We start from the raw sequence: 472 nt of genomic DNA on the forward strand, positions 1-472 counted from the left end.
AGTGGATTAAAGAAGTGTCGAGCAAAGCGGTAAAACAAGCGATTATGAATGGAGATAAAGCTTTTAAGCGATTTTTTAAAGGTTTATCTCAGTTTCCAAGATATAAAAAAAAGAGGAATCAAGATGTGAAGTGCTACTTTCCGAAAAACAACAAAACAGATTGGACAGTAGAAAGACATAGAGTAAAAGTTCCTACAATTGGTTGGGTAAGGTTAAAAGAATATGGGTATATCCCTAAAAATGCAACTGTAAAGAGTGGCACAGTATATCAAAGAGCAGGAAGATATTATGTATCTGTACTTTGCGAATTGGAAGAAATGGAAACAAAGTTAGCACTCAATAAAACAGGTCTAGGTATTGATTTAGGAGTGAAGGATTTTGCTACACGTAGCGATGGTATCGTTCATGAAAACATCAACAAAACAATAAAAGTAAAAAAGATAGAAAAACGGTTAAAACGTGAACAACGCTC

1 protein-coding gene is annotated in these 472 nt (G+C 34.1%); it reads left to right on the top strand.

Going from position 1 to position 472, the window contains the following annotated elements; genetic code table 11:
• Window positions 1–472 (top strand): RNA-guided endonuclease InsQ/TnpB family protein (locus FOT98_RS31525; RefSeq protein ID WP_260851163.1); only part of this gene is annotated, 472 nt, incomplete at both ends.

Origin of the sequence: Bacillus sp. HY001 (assembly GCF_007558965.1) — a bacterium.
Classification (GTDB): Bacteria; Bacillota; Bacilli; order Bacillales; family Bacillaceae_G; genus Bacillus_A; species Bacillus_A mobilis.